The 509-nt window shown below is 66.4% G+C and carries 1 pseudogene; it reads left to right on the plus strand.

Features of this window, described 5'->3' with window-relative positions:
• Positions 1-294 (plus strand): annotated as a pseudogene (locus IFT88_RS16740) (hypothetical protein); the annotation flags it as partial.
• Between the last annotated feature and the right edge of the window lie 215 nt (positions 295-509).

Consider the following 509-nt stretch of genomic DNA (forward strand, 5'->3'; position numbering starts at 1 on the left):
CGGTACGACTATGTCCTGGCCCAGACCGACACCGCGGAGCTCGCAGAGCCCGGCTGGGGTCGACACATCGGCTTCCGAATCGACGAACCACCGCAGTTGCTCTGGCCGGAGGACCACGCCTGGGTACTGGCCACCGAGATCGACTGGGACTCCACGATCGTCGCCGGCTCCCGAACGCTCATCGACTCGATCCTCACCGACGACCGCTTCGAGGCATACCCGGTCGACGAGAACTCCGACCTCTCCTGGAACGGCGACACCATCAACCGACGCGCGGACTCGAGCCCCACATGACCATCGTCTTCCGGGCTTCCGCGCCAAATCTCGTTCATGTTGATCGGGGTGGATGAATGAACCTTCCGCACCCATGCCTCGGAGGCGGCTCCGCATCCCCGGCCCGGCCCGAACGGGCAGCCACCCCTCCGTGTCGCGGGCAACGCGCCTCTGCCGCGGATGGGGACGCCTTCTGTCGGCGTCAGAGGTGGGTGGTGATCTCGTCGATGCCTGAC

The organism is Frigoribacterium sp. CFBP 8751 (assembly GCF_014841545.1).
Classification (GTDB): Bacteria; Actinomycetota; Actinomycetes; order Actinomycetales; family Microbacteriaceae; genus Frigoribacterium.